Origin of the sequence: Megasphaera lornae, from assembly GCF_000214495.1 — a bacterium.
Taxonomy (GTDB): Bacteria; Bacillota; Negativicutes; order Veillonellales; family Megasphaeraceae; genus Megasphaera; species Megasphaera lornae.
In genome coordinates, this window is sequence record NZ_AFIJ01000043.1 from 1 (window position 1) to 675 (window position 675).

The following is a 675-nucleotide window of genomic DNA, read 5'->3' on the forward strand; positions in this document are numbered from 1 at the left end:
GTCTTATTGGCATCTTGGAGAGTAAATCCCCCTTGCAAAGTGGCAATATCTTTTTTATTCGTTTCTGTTTGTGTTTTAATCGGGTTCAATGCAGCTTGAACTGTGCCACCGGTTACAAGATTTGCGTCATTCGCTTCCACTTTTCCCGTACCGAGTTTATTTGCCCATGCCGTTCTTTCTTTATCACCTATATTACCGGCATCTTTGTCTGCTTTCTTATCAATTTCCGTTTTCAGTTCGTTTTTCGCCGTATTTATTTGTCCTACTGTGGCGGCACTATTGTCTTTCGTACCGGCTTTAACATTCGTAATTTCCTGACCGCCCATATGGAGTCCGTCTTTGGCCAAAGCGACAGCACTATCACCCGAGGCGATGGTCAAGCCGTCCTGATTGAGCGTACTCGTCTGTCCGTCTTTGGTAAACGTAGCACTTTCCAAATTCTTCAGGTTCTTCGCCAACTTAATATCGAGTTTGCCGTTCTTACCGGCTTCTTTCTTAGCCACCACACCGATATTTTCATCAGTCAGTTTATCTTCTGCCTTTTCATTTTCTCCTACCGTAACTCCACCGACAATTTCCACGGTTTCATTCAGTTTGGAGTAGAAGTCTCCTACATTACCGGCAAATTTCAGTCCGTCATCCAACGTAGCTACGGAGTGCGGATTCTTCCCGTCC

The 675-nt window shown here is 44.9% G+C and carries 1 pseudogene; it reads right to left on the bottom strand.

The features are described 5' to 3' along the window. Positions 1 to 675: pseudogene (locus HMPREF1039_RS08195) on the bottom strand (hypothetical protein); the annotation flags it as partial.